At 44.3% G+C, this 21474-nt stretch carries 17 protein-coding genes; 2 read left to right on the plus strand and 15 right to left on the minus strand.

The features are described from left to right. Positions 1 to 181: 181 nt before the first annotated feature. Both DPF91_RS00090 and DPF91_RS00095 read right to left on the minus strand, forming a co-directional pair. The gene (locus DPF91_RS00090; protein ID WP_117232403.1) at positions 182 to 1951 is read right to left on the minus strand and encodes an alpha-amylase family protein; all 1770 of its coding nucleotides are present in this window, start codon (positions 1949 to 1951) and stop codon (positions 182 to 184) included. A 75-nt stretch (positions 1952 to 2026) separates the two neighbouring features. Continuing rightward, positions 2027 to 3676: a glycoside hydrolase family 13 protein gene (locus DPF91_RS00095; protein ID WP_117232404.1), complete on the minus strand. Its 1650-nt coding sequence runs from the start codon at positions 3674 to 3676 to the stop codon at positions 2027 to 2029. A 152-nt stretch (positions 3677 to 3828) separates the two neighbouring features. Between DPF91_RS00095 and DPF91_RS00100 the strand changes: the two genes are divergently transcribed. Continuing rightward, on the plus strand, positions 3829 to 4755 hold the full coding sequence (locus DPF91_RS00100) for a LysR family transcriptional regulator (protein ID WP_117232548.1): 927 nt from the start codon (positions 3829 to 3831) through the stop codon (positions 4753 to 4755). A 47-nt stretch (positions 4756 to 4802) separates the two neighbouring features. Here the strand turns inward: DPF91_RS00100 and DPF91_RS00105 are convergent, their stop codons facing one another. From DPF91_RS00105 to DPF91_RS00165, 13 genes are all read right to left on the minus strand, one after another. Continuing rightward, complete coding sequence (locus tag DPF91_RS00105; RefSeq protein ID WP_241033721.1) at positions 4803 to 5930, minus strand: conjugal transfer protein TraF; 1128 nt, start codon at positions 5928 to 5930, stop codon at positions 4803 to 4805. Between the two features lie 369 nt (positions 5931 to 6299). Beyond that, positions 6300 to 7301: a gluconate operon transcriptional repressor GntR gene (gene gntR / locus DPF91_RS00110; RefSeq protein ID WP_117232406.1), complete on the minus strand. Its 1002-nt coding sequence runs from the start codon at positions 7299 to 7301 to the stop codon at positions 6300 to 6302. A 122-nt stretch (positions 7302 to 7423) separates the two neighbouring features. Beyond that, positions 7424 to 8932, minus strand: a complete 1509-nt coding sequence (gene gndA / locus DPF91_RS00115) for an NADP-dependent phosphogluconate dehydrogenase (RefSeq protein WP_117232407.1) — start codon at positions 8930 to 8932, stop codon at positions 7424 to 7426. Further along, entirely contained in the window at positions 8932 to 9438 is a 507-nt protein-coding gene (locus tag DPF91_RS00120) for a gluconokinase (RefSeq protein WP_117232408.1), read from the minus strand. Before DPF91_RS00120 ends, gndA begins: the two co-directional genes overlap by 1 nt. Positions 9439 to 9534: 96 nt before the next feature. After that, positions 9535 to 10857 carry a TRAP transporter large permease gene (locus tag DPF91_RS00125; RefSeq protein WP_117232409.1) on the minus strand — a complete coding sequence of 441 codons (1323 nt, stop codon included), beginning with the start codon at positions 10855 to 10857 and terminating at the stop codon, positions 9535 to 9537. Beyond that, entirely contained in the window at positions 10850 to 11407 is a 558-nt protein-coding gene (locus tag DPF91_RS00130; protein WP_117232410.1) for a TRAP transporter small permease subunit, read from the minus strand. The genes DPF91_RS00125 and DPF91_RS00130 overlap by 8 nt, the downstream gene beginning before the upstream one ends. A gap of 133 nt (positions 11408 to 11540) precedes the next feature. Continuing rightward, the gene (locus DPF91_RS00135; RefSeq protein ID WP_117232411.1) at positions 11541 to 12557 is read right to left on the minus strand and encodes a TRAP transporter substrate-binding protein; all 1017 of its coding nucleotides are present in this window, start codon (positions 12555 to 12557) and stop codon (positions 11541 to 11543) included. 233 nt (positions 12558 to 12790) lie between these two features. Further along, entirely contained in the window at positions 12791 to 13690 is a 900-nt protein-coding gene (locus DPF91_RS00140; protein WP_117232412.1) for an EamA family transporter, read from the minus strand. Between the two features lie 143 nt (positions 13691 to 13833). After that, the gene (gene phnR / locus DPF91_RS00145) at positions 13834 to 14544 is read right to left on the minus strand and encodes a phosphonate utilization transcriptional regulator PhnR (RefSeq protein WP_117232413.1); all 711 of its coding nucleotides are present in this window, start codon (positions 14542 to 14544) and stop codon (positions 13834 to 13836) included. An 8-nt stretch (positions 14545 to 14552) separates the two neighbouring features. Next, complete coding sequence (locus DPF91_RS00150; RefSeq protein WP_117232414.1) at positions 14553 to 16289, minus strand: putative 2-aminoethylphosphonate ABC transporter permease subunit; 1737 nt, start codon at positions 16287 to 16289, stop codon at positions 14553 to 14555. 18 nt (positions 16290 to 16307) lie between these two features. Continuing rightward, positions 16308 to 17411, minus strand: coding sequence for a putative 2-aminoethylphosphonate ABC transporter ATP-binding protein (locus DPF91_RS00155; RefSeq protein WP_117232415.1), 1104 nt, complete (start codon positions 17409 to 17411; stop codon positions 16308 to 16310). A gap of 136 nt (positions 17412 to 17547) precedes the next feature. Beyond that, a complete protein-coding gene (locus DPF91_RS00160; RefSeq protein ID WP_117232416.1) occupies positions 17548 to 18963 on the minus strand; it encodes an FAD-dependent oxidoreductase in 1416 nt (471 codons plus the stop codon). 99 nt (positions 18964 to 19062) lie between these two features. Beyond that, entirely contained in the window at positions 19063 to 20073 is a 1011-nt protein-coding gene (locus tag DPF91_RS00165; protein WP_117232417.1) for a putative 2-aminoethylphosphonate ABC transporter substrate-binding protein, read from the minus strand. Positions 20074 to 20358: 285 nt separating this feature from the next. Between DPF91_RS00165 and phnW the strand changes: the two genes are divergently transcribed. Next, positions 20359 to 21474: a 2-aminoethylphosphonate--pyruvate transaminase gene (gene phnW, locus DPF91_RS00170; protein ID WP_117232418.1), complete on the plus strand. Its 1116-nt coding sequence runs from the start codon at positions 20359 to 20361 to the stop codon at positions 21472 to 21474.

A 21474-nucleotide genomic window follows, 5' to 3' on the forward strand; every position in this document is an offset into this window, starting at 1 on the left:
TTTGCAACAATATTAGAAAGATTAGAGATGGGTGAGAAATAGTTTTATAGGACAAAGATATAAGAAATATTTATATCATGGCTATTATTGTGAAAAAACCGGGTTACACAACGAAAATGGGCTTGTTCTCAAAGGTTAAATTTGTGAACAAGCCCAAAGATAGATTTTAAGTCAAATCCCTCTAGAGGTTTAAGCAATACGCAGAAGCGGCCAAAGGTTTCAACTTCAGGTCAATTACGCCCTGCCCACCTTCGACCATCATCGTGCTAGCATGGGCTAACCCTACCTCATCCTGAAGTGTATAACGGCCATCTTTTAACGGCAGTTGTTGCAATACATCTGCTGGGATCAGCAACCTAACTTTCTTACTTTCAGAGTCTGAGAAGTTGCTCACCCCAAGCACCAACTGTTGGTCACTGGTTCGAGCAAACAAATGGCACGACTCTCCTAGCTCTGCTTCATTAATTGGATAGAGGTCATAGTATTCACCGAGTAATGCTGGGTTAGATTGAGCAAAGGTTAATATGCGTCGATAGAAAGAACGCAGCTGTTTTTGCTGTTCAGGCAGACCTTCCCCATCAAACTTGCCGTTATTCATCCATTTTTGATGTTCTGGAACACCGATATAATCGAATATAGAAGTACGACTTGGTTGACCGAATCCAGCCTCTTCCTTACCTGCCTCACCCACTTCTTGGCCAAAGTAAATCATGGTTGGAGAACGACTCAGAAGTGCAGATACTAGCATTGCAGGACGGCCTTTCTCCATATCACCCGCGAACTCTGGAGCGGCTACACGTTGCTCATCGTGGTTATCCAAGAAGTGCAGCATATGTTGTTCGATGTCGAGCATCTCAGACTGGAGTTCACCAATGGTCTTGGTAGAGGCTTTTCCTTGCATAACGGCTTTAAGACCATCATACAAATCTACTTTGTCGTACAGCGCGTCCATTTTACCCAAGTGGATATAGTCACGATATAGATCGGGTTGATACACCTCAGCCATCAAAAATGCATCGGGGTTTACCTGTTTAATACTCGAGTTCATGAAGCTCCAAAACTCGACTGGCACCATCTCTGCCATATCGTAGCGGAAACCATCCACCCCTTTATCTATCCAGAACAACGCGATATCTCGGAACTTGATCCAAGAACTTGGCACATCATGTTGTTGCCAAAACTCAAAGTGCGCCTGATGATCTTCTTTCTCATACCCATTAGGTAATTCAGGGAAGTCTTTCGTGCCATCCGGTCGAACACCATAGTTTACTTTGACGGTTTCATACCAATCATCAAAATCAGGCTTCGCTAATCGAGAACCGTTTCCCGTCCATTTAGCTGGATATTCCTGGAATGGTGTTGCCATATCAGGGTGACCTTCCCCCCCCAAAGGCGAGAACTGGTCAGGAATACTTGGTAGCTCAAAACCTTGATTTGGGATGTAGTAGAAGTTGTTGTCGCGATGGTATTCGACATTCGTGTCATCATCAGCACCAAAATCGCGCACTCCCTCAGGGTTATTCAACCCTTCATAGCGGCGAGCCACATGGTTCGGTACGATATCGATAATGACCTTCATGCCATTATTATGAGTACGTTCGATCAGGACTTCAAACTCTTGCATTCGATTAGCAGGATCGTTCGCAAGGTCCGGATTCACCTGATAGTAATCTTTCACCGCATACGGAGAGCCTGCACGGCCTTTCACTACCGAAGGATGATCGCTACTGATACCAAACTCTCGGTAATCACGAATCACTGCATGGTGTGGTACGCCGGTATACCAGATATGGCTAATGCCGAGTTTATGGATTTCAGATAGTGCTTTGTCAGTAAAGTGAGAGAACTTACCGCACCCGTTTTGCTCCATGGTACCCCATGGCGTATTTGTCGTATTGGTGTTGCCGAACAGACGGGTAAACACCTGATAAATATTAATCTTGTTTTTCATCTTGAAAGCTCGATTTCGAGAATCAACAACGGGAGCCTAAGCTCCCCTTGTTCAGTAGGTTATTGACGATAAAAACTACAACTTAATCGCAAATGACTCATAAGGCTTAAGTGTCAAACTTGTACCTAGCGTTAGGTGTGGTTGATAGTTGTGAATAAGGTCTGTTACCTGCATTGCCTGATACGATTCAGGAACGTCGACTGTAATTTGATCTTCACTGAAGTTATTAATCACCAAAATTCGTTCACCATCAAATTCACGTTGGTAAGCAAATATCTGCTCGTGATCCGCCCAAACCGGGGTGAAATCTCCATAGACAATCGCAGGGTTTGCCTTACGCAGAGCAATAAGTTGTCTGTAGTGATAGAAGATCGACGCTTTGTCATTCAACGCTGATTCAACATTAATTTCTGGGTAGTTAGGGTTCACCTGAATCCAAGGAGTTCCTTGAGTGAAACCTGCGTGCTGTGACGCATCCCAATGCATTGGCGTACGTGCGTTATCACGGCTGTTTTCATGAATCGCTTGCATCATATGTTGATGTGAGACACCGGACTCAGTCTTCACCTTATAGAAGTTTAACGTTTCGATGTCTTTGTATTCTTCCAAAGTATCAAACGCGACGTTGGTCATGCCAATCTCTTCGCCTTGGTAAATGTACGGCGTGCCTTTCAAGAAGTGTAGCGAGGTTGCCAGCATCTTAGCCGACTCTACACGCAACTCTTTATCGTTACCGTATTTTGATACCACACGAGGAAGATCGTGGTTATTCCAGAATAACGAGTTCCAACCTTTATCTGCGAGCTCTACCTGCCACTTGGTCAATACATCTTTGAATGTTTTTAGTTCCAACTTAATCGGATTCCACTTCTCACCATCGCCCCAAGTAAGAGTGATATGTTCGAATTGGAATACCATTGAGAGCTCTTCACGCTCTGGAGCGCTGTAAAGCTTAGCAATATCCGGAGTGGCATCCCAAGTTTCACCAACTGTGAGTAGATCTTTTCCACCAAAAGTGGCTTGGTTCATCTGCTTGAGTAGTGGGTGTAAACGATCACCATTCCCTGTGATGCCTTTGTCCACTTCTTTACCGATTAGGTCAATCACATCAAGGCGGAACCCACCGATACCCTTATCGATCCACCAGCTCATCATCTTGTGAACTTCTTGCTGAACCTTAGGGTTTTCCCAGTTTAAATCTGGCTGACGTTTCGAGAACAAATGGAAGAAATATTGCTGTGATGCTTCATCCCATTCCCACGCACTACCGCCAAAGATAGAATCCAGATCATTCGGAGCACTGCCATCTTCATTCGCATCACGCCAGATGTAGAAATCACGGTATGGGCTATCTTTCGATTCTTTTGCCGATCTAAACCAAGGGTGCTCATCAGACGTGTGATTCACCACTAAATCCATCACGATCTTGATGTCACGTTTGTTCGCTTCTGCAAACAGCATTTCCATATCTTCCATGCTACCGAATTCTTTTGCGATCGCTTGGTAGTCGGAGATGTCATAACCATTGTCATCCATTGGAGATTGATACACTGGCGACAACCAAATCACATTAACGCCTAGGTCAGCAATGTAATCTAGCTTGCTGATTATGCCCGGAAGATCACCAATACCATCGTTATTGGAATCACAGAAACTGCGTGGGTAAATTTGGTACACAACCGCATCGTGCCACCACTTTTGGTCATTGACGATTAAAGAGTCCATCTTGAGCCTTACCTAACAATAAATATCTAAATTGACTCCATCATAAGTGCAATTTTGTGACAGAGAAAATTGAAAGTTTTTGCTGTGATATTGAAAATATTAATAACACGAAACGCATCACCTTTTGTATAAGCTCAATTGTAAAAACACAGATGAACAGAAACTATCGATACTTCCTAATGGTTGCTCGCGTTGGCTCCATCAAACAAGCCTCAGAACGCCTACATGTCACCCAACCGACTCTTACTACTGCGATTAAAAAGCTAGAAGCTGAAATCGGCGTCCCACTTCTCATCAGACGTTCAAAGGGGGTAGAACTCACAGACTATGGAAAGCTCTTCCTTGCGTATGTAGAAGAGCAGCAAGATAAGCACCTAGACATTTTGCACCGGCTACAAGATATGCAGCAGCGTGAAATGGGTAAATTGAAGCTAGGTGTTGGCGAGGCTTGGTGGGAGTTATTTGTCAAAGAAGCGATACATGACTTCAATCATCAATACCCGAAAAGCTCTTTATATATCGAGTTCGGTAACAACCTATCCTTGATGCAGCATTTGATTCAGGGCGATATTGATCTATTTATCGGCCACGAAGTCATTGGATTACAAGAACGCTTCCCTGTCACTTTCAAGCCACTTTTTCAGGATATTGAAGCCTATTATGTGCGAGCTGACCACCCACTGGTAAAAACCAAATCAAAGCACTTCGAATGGGACGAAGAGAGCTGCAGCTTCCCAGTTCTGGAGGTCACACCCACCCACTCTCGATATACTTCTTTACTCAATGATGCACTAAGTAGTTTCGATGGTAACCAAGGCCACCTTCACGGCAATAATAAGCGTGGCAATGGAATGACCTACGAAGTAGATTCACTACTTGCGAGTATCGATATGTTGAAAATGTCGGACGCGATCATGCCCTATACCGGCAAAGTAGCTGGATGGCTTGAAAGTTTTGGATTGGTCGCATTACACCCCAAAGAAAACAAAGTCGGGAATGTGGGGGTTTATCACAAGAGAACCTTGGCCGAGGAAAAGGCGCTTCAGCTTGTACAATCAATTGAAAGCTTCAACTTCTAACGGGCAACTAAATACCAGCAGAACACCTTATTCTGCTGGTATCGAAATTATATGGTGAAGACGAATTGCGCAGACGCACCATAGTGATTATCTTTGCCTAGCTGACCCGCTAAATCTAAACCAAAGATCCCAAATGGTGTGAATCCAAATCCGAAGCTAAGTAAGTCTTCTGCCGAATCCGTCATGCTGTACTGATAACCAGCACGAACAGCGACCCAATCCCAGCCATTTAATTCAGCACCGATGCGCGTATACTGCGTCTTATAATTTAACTCTTTGAAGTAATCTCTTCGATTCAAATCCATATCTGCAGCAACGCTAAACCAGCCTTTATCATATTCAGCACCAATCGTATATTCGGGTCTCACTAAATATGTATAAGTATCTCCATAGCTGCGATTAGTTTTAAGCTCTTGATCAATCAAATTACGACCTGAAAACCCTAACGTTATTGATTCATCAATTTGATAAGCTAGGCCTATATCTAAGTTAAATGCCGACTTTTCACTATAATCATCATCAAAGTCAAAATCGTCATCATCAAAATCACTTACGGAGTTAGTATTATGCAAGGCGTAAATATTTTGGAACTTTGGAGAAACACCTAATAATAATTCATGCCCTCTAATCTCAATCGGTTTAGCTAAAGAAACACCGACATCGACTGTTCCACCCGCAAGTGCTGTCACGGTAGAATTCAGTGGGTCACCTGGTGATGCTGTTAAGTCTTCGTCAGCGATTAATGTTCTGGCCAAAACAGATAACTCACCACCGACAAAGAAGTTAGCCGCTAAGTATTTGTTAGGTATAGCAGCAACCATTCCAATATTGATATCACTGCTCAGAACGCCATTATCCAGATCTTTCAGCGCTTTTCGCCATTCATCTTCCAAGTTAGGGTTGCCGTCAACCAAGTCATCTAGATCTTGAAATCGGTCTATCTTATCAACGAGATCATCCCCATCATGAATACGTGCACCCACAACAGGAAGAATCATTCCAAAGTTATCACTCTCACCGTATTTTGCGGCTAATGCTGGATTATGAAAACTCGCATTTAAATAACCAGAAGATGCAACGCCAACACCGCCCATAGCAATACTTCTTGTATCAGAAGAAGCCATTGCAATACTTGGAGCCAATGCAATCATTAACGCAAGCTTATTAATTCTCAAAATTAATCCTTATATATTATTGATTCTTAAATAACATCCTTTCATTCAAATATAAAACTAATATCACTTCAATAATATTTACAATAAGGAATGCTTATTAACTTAATAACGTGCACTTATTGGAAATATAAAAAGATGACAATCGCACCCACCAAGATATTCAGTGGTATTATTAAGTGCTATATATATTTAGATTCAACAAATACGTTAAGTATTTAAAAGCTTAGGGCATGATATTTCAATCACACTTTTCACGGACGTAATATTTCATCCAACCCTGCGGATAAGGACGCTGTGGACTGGGATACTCAGGAGGAGGATACCTCCTGAATTATGGATAAAAACCAGAGAGTAGTTTAGATATCAAACCTAAATACTTTCCCCCACCTCTATTTCAAAGCCGAGGTCGATGATTTTTTGCCACTCTTTTTGGCCTTTGAGACGAGCAAGGATTTCACTTGCTGCGATTGAGCCAATTTGCTCACGAGGGGTGATTACGGTTGCCAATTTTGGTGTCATCGCAAGCGTGATATCGTGACCGTGGAAGCCGGCAATCGCCATCTCTTCTGGAACTTTGATGCCGCGACGCATACATTCGTAAAATGCACCGATTGCCAAGTCATCGTTGGTACAAACAACACCTTTCGATTCAGGGTACCTATCCAACACCTCAACTAACAATTTAGCCCCCAACGTAAAGGAGGAAGCATCTTCTGTTTGAACAGTGATGGGTTGCTTGTTTTCATCAAAAACGGCTTGCGAGTAACCGGCCATTTTCAAACGGGTACGTTCATCCATTCGCGCCGCTAGATAAGCAATATTTTCAATACCACGTTCTAGCATGGTTTGCGTCATTAGACGCGATGCTTCGAAGTTATCAAAACCCACCGATTGCTCTATATTCGGTGAGACTGAGTCCATAATCTCAATCACAGGGATTGAAGCAGTTTCTAGCATCTTCCGAGCACGTTCGGTGTGAACATTCTCCGAAAGAATAATGGCATCGACATTGTAGGAAAGCAGTGAAGCGATACTCTGCTCTTCTTTCTCTTCGCTATAACCGTAGTGGGCTATCATAGTTTGATAGCCCGCCGGTGTAGTGACCGATTCTATACCGCGAATCACTTCCGCAAACACTTGGTTGGTTAGCGAGGGAACCAGCACGCCAATGGCGTTGGATTTTGCGTTGGAAAGGATATCTGGAGCTCGATTGGGAATATATCCGAGATCTTCCACCGCTTGATTAATCTTATCTTTGATCGCTTCCGAAACAGATGATGGATCGCGAAGGCAGCGGCTAACAGTCATCTTAGTGACACCGACTCGGTCTGCGATGTCCTGTAATGTTGGTCTTTTTTTCTTATTTGACATTGTTCTTCTAAACCTAACTAACGGGTACTCCATTCGAGCAACTCCCTGATATCTATTGTATTGATTATCACTCAGGGATAAATAGAAAAAGCGCCTATCTATTAGATAAGCGCTCTAAACCATCACAAAATAAGCTGTTTACGCTCAGCCTCACTCCATGTGATATGGAACTTGCTGCTTTCTGGCTCATCTAGTCGTGAATAAGTATGAGCACCAAAGTAGTCTCGTTGTGCTTGCAATAAGTTGGCTGGCAAAGTCTCACAACGCAATGCATCAAAATAACTCAGCGAAGAGCTGATGGCTGGCATTGGAATACCAGTCAATGCCGAATTCGCTACCGCTGCTCGCCAACCAAATGAGCGGTTGTGTACCTCTTCAACAAAGCGATCCGCAAATAATAGGTTTTCTAAGTTTGCATCACTTTGATACGCGTTCGTAATGTCTTGCAGGAAAATAGCACGAATAATACATCCAGCACGCCAGATCTTCGCAATATGAGCAAAATCGAGATCCCATCCTTCTTTGATTGAAGTCGCATTCATCAAATCAAAACCTTGTGCATATACCGATAGCTTTGCACAGTAAAGGGCATCATGAAGCTCTGCGATTGTCTCTTCTTTACTCAGGCCACACTGCGGCTGAACATGGGTTTTCAAAAGCTTAGAACCGTTAACGCGAATTGACTTCTGACCGCTTTGAGCACGTGCAAATACCGCTTGAGCAATCGTCGGTGCTGGTGCGCCTTCTTGCAGGCTGTTTACCGCTGTCCAGAGACCAGTGCCTTTTTGCCCTGCTTTATCAAGCACGATTTCTACAAATGGCTTTTGAGTGACAGGGTCTGGTGTTTGTAGAATGTCAGCACTGATTTCCATCAGGTAGCTGTTAAGTACACCCCGATTCCATTTCGCGAAGACTCCACCAATCTCTTGTGCTGACATATCAAGCACATCATACATAAAGTGGTAAACCTCACAGATAAGCTGCATGTCGGCATATTCGATGCCGTTGTGCACCATCTTCACATAGTGACCAGCACCCGCTGGGCCAAGATACGCTGCACATGGTTCGCCTTTATCAAACTGGCCAACCGGCAAACCGTTCTCGTCCACTTTTGCAGAGATCGCTTCCCACATTGGCTGCACGTAGTTCCACGCATCTTTATCACCACTAGCCATCAGAGCAGGGCCTGTACGCGCGCCAACCTCACCACCAGATACAGCCGTTGAGAAGAAACGCAACTTGCCGTGATATTTCTGATCTCGTGCTTCGGTGTCAGTCCACAAGCTATTACCTGTATCAATGACAATGTCATCTGACTCTAATCCTGCTGCCAACAGATCATCGATGACAGCTTCAACAATGTTGCCTGCTGGTACTGATAGCGCAATCACGCGAGGCTTAACAAGCGAGTCGAGAACTTGCTTAAGATCTGCCGCCTTAACAAAGCCGCCTTTATTTGCTTGCTGAGCTAACTCTTTCGCTTCTGAATCTGCACGCTCACGGTGTGCTTCGCTAATATCAAAGCCGGTTACATTGAAGCCCTGGTCAAGCAGATTTAGTGCTAGGCTTTTGCCCATCACACCAAGGCCGATCATGGCGATGTTTGATTGTGAAAGATTTAAGGAGCTCATTAATTCAGCTCCTCAAGGCGCTTGATAGCGTTTAGTGAATCACAAATCACAGCTTGAACATCTTGTGAAATATCGATGATTAATGCTTCACCGTGCACTGGTTCAACTAAGGCTTCAAACTGACTTTCAAGCATTGCACAGCCATTGAAGTAGTGATCTTCACGAACTTTCATGCGATTCCAAATCGTATCAAAGCTACCTTGTAAATAGACAATCACTAGTTCTTCGTTATTTTGGCGAAGAATGTCGCGGTATGCAGGCTTGAGTGCCGAACATGCAATCACCGCTGCTTCGTTCTCCGTATAAACCTTATTCAGGGTTTCTAACCAACCTTGACGGTCTTCATCATCAAGTGGAATACCCTTCGCCATCTTGTCCACATTTGCTTGTGGGTGGTAATCATCACCATCATGAAATGGTAGATTTAGAGCGTTAGCAATCTCGCTACCAATCAAGCTTTTACCGCAGCCTGAAACGCCCATGACTAAGATTTTTTTCGCTTTCATTGGACAATACTATCCTTAGCCTCCAACTCTCACTGGAGGCTGTCTATATATTCGGGTCAATCTCGTTAGATATTTATTGATGTTTCAAGTGGTGGGCTATTTCCACCACATTGCTAGCTCTGGGAACATGATAACCAAGCCAAGCACCAATACCTGTAGCGCGATAAACGGCAGTAGTGAACTGAAAATCTCACCAAGGCTGATGTCTTTCGGTGCTACCGATTTCAAATAGAATGCTGCTGGACCAAACGGAGGTGATAGGAATGACACCTGCATGTTTAGACAGAACACCACACCAAACCATACTGGGTCATAACCAAGGCTTGTGATGATTGGTACGAAGATAGGCATAGTTAAAAGCGCCACGCCAACCCAGTCAAGGAACATACCTAGAACCAGTAGGATAACCATCATGATAAGCAGAGTTGCTAGCGGGCTACCGCCACTTAGGCCAAGAATCACTTCTTCAACGAAATCGATACCGCCCATCAGGTTGTAGATACCCACTAGAGCACTCGCGCCGATACCAATCCACATGATCATGCCGCAAGTACGCATGGTTGCGATGGCACTCTCTTTGAGCATGCTGAAGTTAAGCTCTCCACGAATCGCCGCTGAAATCATGATACCTACAACACCCAGTGCTGATGCTTCTGTCACCGAGGCAACACCGGTATAGATACTACCTAGAACTGTTGCAACAGAAAGCAATGGGAAGAACAACGCTTTGAAATAGCTTGGTTGGTTTTCCATGTCTTCCGCAATCTCTTCATCACTCGGGATTGGCGCAAGAGATGGATTTAGCTTACAACGAATCAGTACGTAACCTATGTAACAACCTGCCAGAATAAACGCTGGTAGAAATGAGGCTTTAAATAGGTCACCGATTGAAACACTCGCCGTCATACCGTAGATGATGAGTACGATAGATGGTGGAAGCATGGTACCTAGTGCGCCACCAGCACAAGTTGTACCGATTGCTAGCTTACGGTCGTAGCCAAGACGCAGCATCTGAGGCAGTGCAAGAATACCAAGCAGTACGGTTTCACCACCGATAACACCAGACATGGATGCCAAGAGTACCGCTACCAAAAGCGTTTGAACTGCAACGCCACCACGAACTCTTCGGCCGACTGATTTCATTGCATCAAAAAGGTCTCTTGCGATACCAGAGCGGTCAAGCAGTGCGGCCATTAAGACAAACATCGGAACCGCAAGGAAGACATAACCTGATGCAAAGCTATAGGTACGGCTCGCAATCAGTGGGAGCGCGTCAGGACCAAACCAAAATAGGGTAAAGAAGATTGCAACGAAGCCTGTTACAAATGCCAGCTGCATACCCGTTAGTAGCAGGCCGATCATCATAACCAGCATGAGGATACTGCCCCACGCGATACCAATAGAAGATAAATCAAACATCGTCTTTCTTCCCTAGCCCCATGATCTCTTGGATAAGGTGCAGTACAAACTGAATAACAAGAATACAAAGGCAAACAAAGATGATGCCTTTAAGAAGCGCTGGATATGGTGCATTAAGAACTGAGCCTGATGTCTCTAGACGTAAGTCACCCCATGGAGCAAACCAAGACTCTTGAACCATTGAATAAGAGGCGTACGCGAGCATGCCTGCGAATGCCAAACCCACGATGTGGTGAACGATGTTGAGATACTTTCGAGTCTGTGAAGAAACTGAATCGTAAATAAGAACAACTCGAACGTGTTTGTTGGCCGCAAATGCGTAAATGCCGCCAACAATGAATAATGAACCACCAATAAATGACGCGGTTTCGTGAACCCAGGTCGTTGGTGCATCGAATGCGTAACGCATCACTACTTCGTAAAAAGAGATAAGAACAGTAAAGATGAAAAACCAACTTAGAACATTGCTGAGCTTTATAATTGCTCGGTCTAAAAAGTTTCTTGGTTGTTCTTCTTGCTCTTGAGGCGCATGGGAGTTGTTGTCTGTCATAGCGTTATGCCTGAAATATTAGCTTTGGGCTGTGAAATTATGGCTTCTCAAAAAGAAACGGAGGACAAAGCGCCCTCCAAGAAGTATTGGAGTCAGAGTGGACAGTCTCTGACTCCCTTTCACTGTTAGTGAATTAAAGTAGGTTGTTATCTTCTAGGAACGTAGTTACAGAGTCATAAACTTTCTGTGCGTTTGGAGAACGCTCTGCAAATACTTTCCATTGACCTTTCGCGATTTCACGGAACTTCTTACGCTCTTCTTGAGACCAATCGTGAATCGTAATTTCTGGGTTAGCTTGTGCTTCTTTAACCGCTGCTTGGTCAGCCATTTTTAGCTGGGTTGTCATATCGTAAGAGAAGTCACGAACCGATGTTTGTAGAATGGTTTGTAAGTCAGCAGGCATCTTATCCCACTTCTTCTGGGAGATAGAGATATCAATCAGAGGCAGCGAGTGGAAACCCGGTTGAACTGGATGCGTAGCGATGTCGTTCATGCCTGCTTTTTGGTTAGTCGAGAATACTGTGTAGTCTGCAGCATCGATAACGCCTTTGCTTAGACCCGTAAATACTTCAGAGCCTGGTAGGTTAACCGGCGTTGCGCCAGCAGCAGCGAATACTTGCTGTACTAGACCTTCAGGAGCACGCAGTTTTAAACCCTTAAGATCGTCCACGCCATCGATTGGCTTCTTAGAGATGAAAGACTCGACGCCTGTTGTTGATGCGCCAACAAACTTCACACCGTATGGCGCATACAGCTCTGTCATTAGCTCGTTACCACCACCATAGTTCATGTACTGTAGTAGTTGAGTCGTATCAGACCATGCACCAACCATGTTACCGATAAGACCAAATGCTGGATCTTTACCAGAGAAGTAACCCGTTGCAGTCACCTGACCATCTAGGATACCCATTTTGATCGCGCCAAGCGTTTCTGTGTGCTTAACAACCGCGCCTACAGGTAGAAGGTCAATATCAATACGGCCATTCGACATGGTCTCAACACGCTCTGCCCACTTTTGTTGAACCTTGAAGTTTAGGTCGCCAGATGGATCAGAAGATTGAATCTTTAGGTTGAAATCTGCTGCAAAAGCAGACGTTGCAAAAAGACCGGTTAGAGTAGCTGCAAGCAAAGTTTTGTTCATCGCTTTCATAGTAAGAGTATCCCTGTTGGATTGTTTCAGTCATTCCAGAAAACCACTGTGACGTTCAGTATCTTCCAGTTGAATACCGGTTGTTATAATTAATGTTACCGGTAACGTTGATGTAAATGTTACCGGTAACAATACAGCTTAGTCTATGAAGCTGATCACAAGTTAGAAGCTTGTTAATAAATATAATCAGAAAGTATTAGTTATGAACGATACCGGCTATCAATGAGCCTTAATTACAATGAAACGATCAATCCGAGCGCAATTAAGATCACTCCGACTCCTCTGGTGACATGCCACTTTTCGTTGAGGAAGTAGATCCCCATCAAAACACCAAAAATAATGCTGACCTGGCGCAGAGCAACGATGAGTGAGACATTTTCGGTCATTGTCATCGCAAATAATACCAGGCCGTAAGTGGCTCCCATCATAATGCCTGCAATGGTGGCATTTTTTCGAATCATCCAAGCATTACGAAACTCTTGATTCTGCTTGGTTACGATTAGCCATAAACTCAAAGGAATGACGATTGCCCAAAACTGCATACCGAGGTAAAAAATCGATGCATGTTTACTGGTGACTGTTGACGAAGATAGCGTATCGAGCAGCGTCAACGCTTCTTTATCGATTATTGAGTACCCTGTTGTGCCCACTGCCGCAATAAACGCCCACAACACCCCAACATTAAGATACGCCTTAATTTTAAGTTCTATGAAACTTGTTAGTGGTACGATTAAACACCCTATGGTGATAAGCATAAATCCTAGCCATTGGTTCGATGACAACTCATATCCAATCAATACCGTACCTAACCCAACCATCAGTACGGGCATTGCCCTAGCCATTGGGTAGATCACCCCAATATCCGCCTGTTTATAAGCGATACCTAAGCCGAGTAAATAGATGATTTGACATATCCCGCTAAGCAATAACAGTTGCCAGAAAACACCAGGTAGATTTTCAATTCCAACGGTGACCAGATACCAACCTAGGTATGGGGTTAACAAAATGGCTGCGACCAATCCAGAAGCTAAGAAAAAAGCGGTACCAGAGCTTTGGTTCGATTTACCTAAAATATTCCACCCTGCATGCAGTAATGCTGAAGTAATCACTAAGACGATCGCCGTCAATTCCACTATGTTTAATCCTTTTTAACTGCTCACATTGTTAGAGCAGTGCCTTTCAGCTGTGTTGCTCTAATACAGGTGTAAAAAAGGCCTCGCGATAGAGGCCTGTTAATCATTAAGCTCTGAGCTTTAGATTCAAAGCTGCATATAAATCAAAGCGACGACTCGAGTTGCGCGACTGATTCAATTCGAATGGCATCATGACGCCAATACTCGATATCACAGTCAATGAGCTCACCATGTTGGTTGTAGTTGGTACGCTCGACTACCATCGCTGGTGTTCCTGATGTCGCTCTTAACGCTTGTGCGGTCTCACCGAGTAAAGAACTCGTGCTAATTCGATAGCGTGTTTTGGTGTAGGTCACACCAAAATGCTCACGATAGATATCGGTCAATGAGCTCGCAAAGTCGTACTCAAGCAAGTTTGGAAACAACTCTGGACGAATATAGTTAGTGACATAGACGACCGGTCGATCCTCTAAGTATCTCACTCGGTCCACGCGATAAACGTCAGAGAACGGAGCCAGGTTTAGCAGTCTTGATGCATGCTTATCTGCCAGTATGGCTTTCGCACTCACCACTTCCGTTTTTGGCTTACGATTCTGAGTCAATGCCATATTCGGAAAGTTGAGAGTCTGAGAAGGATCGTAACGCAGAGGTTCAGGTGAGATAAACCACCCTCTGCGGTCTTCTCGGTAAATTCGCCCTTCCGCTTCAAGTAGAGATAACGCTTCTCGTAATGTTACACGGGTAGTATCAAAAGATTCGGCAAGCTTACGCTCTGCTGGTAACTTCTGACGAGGCGATAGCATGCCCGCCTCTATTTGCTCCACAATCGAATCTTTAATTTTTACGTACTGCATTGGATTCCTTATCTCTTACGCCAAGCTTGGGTGCGACTCTCTAACCATTTCCCTAGTGTCATTTGAACAATCTTTGCGACCGCAGCGGATAACATAATCATGACTGCCATCGCAGCTGCACCACCAGTTTGACCTGCATCATCCATATTCAAAACGGAAACCGATGCTGGAATAGTATCTGTCGAATACAAGAATACTACCGCAGATGTGGTTGTCAGCGCATTAACAAATAGGTAAGCCGCAATGTCTAGAACAGCAGGCAAACAAACAGGTAACGTCACTTTAAAGAACAGCTTGTACTGAGGCATTTTCACCGACGCCGCTGTCGCTTCAATCTCAGCGGGTAGTTGTTTTAACGCAGTCAACGCTGTCATGTGCCCTACTGTGTAGTAGTGAACCACGGTATTGATGACTAAGAATGCCATAGTGCCATATAAAACGTTAAGTGGATTGTTTATATCATTGAAATAAAAGATATATCCCAACCCGAGAACCATACCAGGCACCGCCATCGGCACCACGCTCAAGACTTGCATTAACTGACGCACAGGTCCAAATGCACGACCTTTTTCAATACAGTAAGCACCAACAAATATCACCGTGGTACCAATAACCGCAGTCCAACCGGCAAGCGTGAGTGAGTTGAAGTAAGGGCTCCAACCATAAGTGCTCATTTCTGCGAAGTTATAGTTGTTGAGTGTGAGCGTTTTATTCCACGGCCAGAACGTAACCAATGAGCCATATACTGCCATGCCAAGTACAGCAATCACTGCCAGAGATATCAGCGAACAATAGACCAAACAAGCCGTATCTCTTCCTTTATTTGGCTCCGGCTGATACGCCACAGAGCGAGTATCGAATAAGCTCTTTTGTTTTCTTTGCACCCAGCGATCAGTACCGAACGCTAATATGGCAGGAAATAACAAAATGATGCTGGTCACAGCACCAATCGCAAAGTTCTGTTGCCCTACGACTTGTTTAAAGATGTCAGTAGCCAAAACGTTGTAACTACCACCGATGACCTTAGGTACACCAAAGTCAGTAATAACCAAGGTAAATACGACGATTAAGGTGCTGATCAAGCCGTATTTGGCAGCAGGTAGAGTGACTACAAAAAATGTCTTCAATGGCGATGTTTTCAACGCTCGCGCCGCTTCATACAAGCGAGCATCTGATGTTCTCAGCGACGTAGTCAGAATCATCAAAGCATGAGGAAAAGTCCAAAAGATCAATCCCAATGAGATACCGATCAAACCATACACCGAATGACCGCCGATCACTTGCTTCGCAATGCCTTGGTTACCAAACAGAAAGATAAGACTGATCGCTGGAAGCAACGATGGCGCAAGAATTGGCGCGGTACCCAACACTTGAAACAACCCCTTAAAAGGCATACAAGAACGAGTGAGTGCGTAGGCATAACCAAACGCGAGCACTCCAACAACAGCGGTCACGATAAGACCGACAGTAAAGGTGTTAGTGACCGAGTTCCAAAGGCTTGCTGACGAGAAGTAAGTGACGAAGTTATCTAAGCCGACAAATTCACCATCACTATTCTGTACACTTTTGGTCATCATCGCCCACATAGGCATCAAGATGAACAGAATCATCAAGGTCGATAAACCCGCTAACAGACCAAACAACACTACATTGTCTTTACTTAACCTACCTAGTATGGATTTACTTTTTTCTTGAGCTCGCTCTAACGGAGTTGGTGTATTCAGAGCCATTGATTTTGCTTCCATTTCTATTTCCCTAACCCACTACGCAGCGATTGCTTTTTCTTGAGCAGGAATCGCGAAGCCATGCAGCCCGTCTTCCGCTAATTCAACATAACGAACATCACTAGGTTTAAGATCCATAGTTTGTGCGACCGCTACTGGTACATCAATCACGATGCCAGATGCTTGAAGGTCGTTTTGGAACTGACAATCCACTCGATAAAACGCACCCAAGAATTCCATTGCTATAACTTTCACTGGAATTGAGTTCGTTATGCGGTCAGTAAACTTGAGGCATTCAGGACGAACGGCCATGTCAAAGTGGTCACCTCGATGAATGACACGATTCGAAAGCTTTGGTGCCACCAGCATAGATTCAGCAATGCGCACCTGATCATCCGTTGCTGCAGAGGTTTCGATGAAGTTCATTGAACCAACAAACTCAGCCACAAAGCGAGTCGCCGGTTTTTGGTAGATTTCTTGTGGTGTGCCAACTTGTTCAATCACACCATGATTCATCACCACGATGCGATCGGCCATAGATAACGCTTCATCTTGGTCGTGTGTCACCATGATAGTGGTAATACCAAGCTTACGTTGCAACTTACAAATCTCGTCACGTAAATGAACACGCACCTTAGCATCTAGTGCCGACAAGGGTTCGTCTAGTAAAAGTAAGCCTGGGGATAATGCCAGTGCTCTTGCCAAAGCGACACGCTGCTGCTGACCACCAGACAGTTGATTTGGGTACTTAGGGCCCGATGTTTGAAGGCCAATCATGTCGAGCCAGTATTCAACTTTTTCAAGCGTTTCCTTCGTCGACATCCCTTGGTTCTTTAAACCAATCGCAATGTTCTCTTCAACCGTTAGGTTGGGGAATAAAGCGTATGATTGAAAGACAATGCCAAAGTCGCGCTTTTCTGGAGGAAGAAACGTAGTATCACTGCCGTTTTGTGCGATGGCGCCGCTAGTTGGTAAATCAAGGCCTGCGATAGCACGCAGTAGGGTTGTCTTTCCACAGCCGGACGGGCCAAGGAAACAAACAAACTCCCCTTTTTCAATCGCTAAGGAGATGTTTTTTAATGCTGTGAACTGACCGAATTGCTTCACAACATTCTCAATGTTTAGGTAAGGTTGATTGCTCATTTCTAGCACCTCAAAGATGGTATATACCAAATCTAAGCTTTCAACATTTCAATTGAGTGACAAATTTATATTAGGTGAATGACAGTTGTATTGCATAAAGACGAAAGCTGCCCTTGAAGAGCAGCTTAATGAAGGCTTATCCGTTCACTTTATCCGCTTTACCTGCAGGGCCCGCAAGCTTCGCCAATTGTTTATCGAGCCAAAATGGTTTGAGGTTCTCATCTTCCGCATTTTCCTTCCGCCTTACTGCGTCACGCATCATCATGGCACCAAGCCATCGAAACGGCTCTGGTGGAAAATGACCAAGTGAACCTTTCGTCATTCCACATCGCGTCCATTGGTTATCTAACCCCAGCACCATTGATGAAAGGATTTTACCGCCCATCCGAGTTTGAGCGACACCATTACCCGAGTATCCTAACCCATAGAAGATGTTGCTTTGCCCCTTTAGGTTTCCAAAAAACGGCAAACCAGTGACAGAGCGATCAGAGCCCCCAGACCAATTATAAGCAAAGCTGTTTTGCTCTAACTGTGGAAACAGTTTTTGAAAAGAGCGGTTCAACAGGGGCAAGTAAGAGGTCGGCTGATTAAACATGGTGTCGACTTGGTTGGCAAAAGAGAACTTGTTGCCGCCCTTACCGAGCATCAGTCGTCCATCTCGTGTATCTCGGTAGTAGTGGACAAAGATTCGAGAATCAACGACCGTGGCACCTTTTTCTGGCCCATGTTGATTTAGCGTTTCAGGAATAGGATCTGTGACTACCATATCCGACGACACAACAACAATGCTGCGCTTGAACTCTTTGAAATGATCTAACATCCATGCATTTAGTGCCAGCACCACCTGCTTAGCAGAAACAGTCGCTTTATCTGTCACAACCTTTGCTGGCTGACCATATTCGAGTTTCTGCATTGGACTATCTTCGTAAATCTTGATTCCCAACTCTAGCGCAACGCGCCGCAGGCCACGAACTAACAGCGCGGGTTGCACACTGCCTGCTGCTTCAGAATAATAACCTTCAATATGTCGCTCAGAGCCTGCTTTTTGCTTTAAATCCTTGTCGCATTTGCGCCAACTGTTAATACCCAAACGTGAGAGCTCATTAACAACAGACTCCATCCCACCTTTTTGAGCTTCATTGGTTGATGTGTAATAAGTCCCTCTACGATAGAGATGCGCGTCAATTCCATGCGTTTTGCAAAAATCCTCAATTTCGTAAATTGCGTTTTCTGATTCCTGAACTAGCCACTTAGCTTGCTCTTCACCGTAAAGTTTTTTTAGCGTTGGATACTTGGTTGACCACGTCAGCATGCAACCGCCATTAGAGCCAGACGCTCCAATACCGCACAACCCTTTCTCTAGTACTACAACATGTTTACCAGGTTGCTGTTGTTTTATTAAAATCGCGGTCCATAACCCCGTATAACCACCGCCAACAATCGCGATGTCAAACTCTTCATCCTTTGTTAATCGAGTACGAATAACGGCCTCTTCAGAGCCAAACTCCTGCTCTAACGCTTGTTTAAACCAATATGAATAATGTTGTTTCACTTACTGCACCATTAAGATCAATAAAGGAAGACCGAAGTCTTCCTTTGCTATTTGATTAATTATTGCTCTAATAAACAATCGCTAATTAATAATCGTTAATTAAGACTTTGGCTCTGATTTCGCATCGAATTTTTCAGACCATTTTGCTAAAACATCAGCACGCTCGTTGCCCATGCGAGCAAAGTCCATCTCCGCCATGTTGCTTTCAACATCTGGGAAGTGTGTAACTGTTGCTTCTACTTCTTTATGACCAACAACTGGGTACATTTCTACGTAAAGCTCATTCGCCGCTTTTGAAATAGACCAATCAACAACACGCTTCGCTGCATCAGACTCTTTCACTAGACCTACAGCTTCAGATTCCCAACCGATACCTGCAGGCGTGATCACCGCTAGAGGGGCACCTTGTGTTTTTAGACGCGCGCCTCGGCTTGCCATAGAAATACCGATAGCGACTTCACCCATACCCGCTTCAACACATGGCTTAGAGCCTGAGTGTGTGTAGTGAGCGATGTTGTTATCTAGCTTTTTCATGTAGTTCCAAGCTTGGTTTTCGCCCATATTTTGCAACCAAGCTGATACCTGCATGTAACCTGTACCCGAAGATGCTGGGTTTGGCATGGAGATGTGACCTTTGTACACAGGGTTCGTTAGGTCTTCCCAGCTCTTAGGCATTGGTAGGTCTAGCTGCTCAGCAACGATTTCGTTGAAACAGATAGCGTTAAAGAACGCATCGTTACCAAACCAAGCTTGCTCACCTTCTGGGTCGTTTAGGCTCACACGAAGGTCATCAACACCATTTGGTGTGTAAGAAGTCAGGATACCTTCGTTCTTTAGAAGAGCCATTGAAGAGCCCGCAAGGCCCCACACAACTTCTGCTTGTGGGTTATTTTTCTCAGCCAAAAGTTTCGCTGTCATGATACCTGTTGAATCACGTACCCAACGAATCGTTACATCTGGGTTCTCTTTTTCAAATGCTGACTTGTATTTAGCCAGGATATCCGTTTCAAACGCGGTATAAACCGTCACTTCTTGAGCAGCCATTGCATTTGTTGCCAGCAAAGAAACAAGTGCAGCTAGCGATCCTTTCATCAAACGGTTTTTCATCATCTTCTCCAATTAAGACTTGTTGTATTTTGTAAACCAAGAGAAAACATTCCATTGGTCTGTACCAGTTGATGCAATACACCCTAAATAGTCTGTGTGACGAAAAAATGAATGAAAAGTGGCAGTTTAAAGAATAGGTTTTACTCATATTTAGTTCATCTATCGATAAGCAGAGTCGATATTAAAGTTTTGTGAAGATCGGTTTTGGGGGCTTTACGCGACAAATTAAGCCTTGCTATTGTGATTACAACTCTGGTGTATACCAATTTAACATTACTAGGCTATAAGATGAAAAACGAATATCTTTTACTCACCCCAGGTCCTCTTTCTACTTCTGAAACTGTGCGACAGGCAATGCTCAAGGATTGGTGTACATGGGATGATGACTACAACAAAGAGGTTGTAGAGGTTATTCGAACCAAACTGGTTCAATTGGCGACAAAACACAAAGGGTACACATCAGTTTTGATGCAAGGCAGTGGCACCGCTAGTGTCGAAGCAACAATTGGAACTGCTATGGGCAAACACGGAAAGCTCCTTATTATCGATAACGGTGCCTATGGTGCACGTATCGCTCAAATTGCTCAGTACCTTGATATCCCTTGCCATATTATTGCACCTGGTGAAACCTCCCAGCCTAGCCTTGACGAAGTAGAAGTGGCACTTACCGTCGACCCAGAGATTTCTCATGTCGCCATTGTGCACTGTGAAACTACCACAGGCATGCTCAACCCTATCGAGTCATTCTCTAAGCTAGCAAAATCTTACGGTAAAACGGTCATTCTTGATGCCATGTCGAGTTTTGGCGGCATTCCAATGGATATTGGCGAGTTGGGTATCGACTTTATGATTAGCTCTGCCAATAAGTGTATCCAAGGTGTTCCTGGCTTTGGGTTTGTCATCGCTAAAGAAGATAAGTTAGTGGAATGTAAAGGCCAAGCCCGTTCGCTAAGCCTTGACCTTTACGACCAATGGCAGTGTATGGAAAACAACCATGGTAAGTGGCGTTTCACCTCTCCCACTCACACGGTACGCGCATTTTTCCAAGCATTGATTGAGCTTGAAGAAGAAGGTGGGGTTGAAGCTCGTCACCTACGCTATCAAACCAACCAGAAAACCTTGGTAACGGGGATGAAGGAACTTGGCTTCAAACCTCTTCTAGATGAAACACTGCACTCACCGATTATAACGTCGTTCTATTCTCCAATCGAGTCTGAGTATGACTTCAAAGCATTTTATGACCGCTTAAAAGAGCAAGGTTTCGTGATTTATCCGGGTAAGGTTTCGAATGCCGATTGCTTCCGTATTGGCAACATTGGTGAGGTTTACCCAAACGATATTGAGCGTTTAATTGCTGCGATTGAAAAATCTATGTACTGGAAACAAGCAGAGACGGTGGTTTAA

This window comes from Vibrio maerlii (genome assembly GCF_003415655.1).
GTDB lineage: Bacteria > Pseudomonadota > Gammaproteobacteria > Enterobacterales > Vibrionaceae > Vibrio > Vibrio maerlii.